Below are 590 nucleotides of genomic sequence, written 5' to 3' on the forward strand. Positions count from 1 at the left end.
TCGGCGGGGATGAGCTTGGTGCCCTGGTGGATGAGCTGGTAGTAGGCGTGCTGTCCGTTGGTGCCGGGGGTGCCCCAGACGACCGGTCCGGTCTGCCATTCGACCGGGCGGCCCTCGCGGTCCACCGACTTGCCGTTGGACTCCATGTCCAGCTGCTGCAGGTAGGCGGTGAACTTGGACAGGTAGTGGCTGTAGGGCAGCACCGCGTGCGACTGGGCGTCGAAGAAGTTGCCGTACCAGACGCCCAGCAGGCCCAGCAGCAGCGGGGCGTTGGCCTCGGCCGGGGCGTTGCGGAAGTGGTCGTCGACGATGCGGAACCCGTCGAGCATCTCCCGGAAGCGGTCCGCGCCGATGGCGATCATCAGCGACAGGCCGATCGCCGAGTCGAAGGAGTACCGGCCGCCGACCCAGTCCCAGAACTCGAACATGTTGGCCGTGTCGATACCGAACTCCGTCACCTTCTCGGAGTTCGTCGACAGCGCCACGAAGTGCTTCGCGACCGCCTTGTCGTCGCCGCCGAGGCCCTCCAGCAGCCAACTGCGCGCCGACGTGGCGTTGGTGATGGTCTCGATGGTCGTGAACGTCTTGGA

At 66.6% G+C, this 590-nt stretch carries 1 protein-coding gene; it reads right to left on the reverse strand.

The genetic code is table 11. The annotated features are described in order from the left end of the window. A partial coding sequence (locus tag AQJ30_RS36370; RefSeq protein WP_483855239.1) for a glucose-6-phosphate isomerase occupies window positions 1-590 on the reverse strand: 590 nt, incomplete at both ends.

Source organism: Streptomyces longwoodensis, assembly GCF_001514125.1.
In the GTDB taxonomy this organism is placed as follows: Bacteria; Actinomycetota; Actinomycetes; order Streptomycetales; family Streptomycetaceae; genus Streptomyces; species Streptomyces longwoodensis.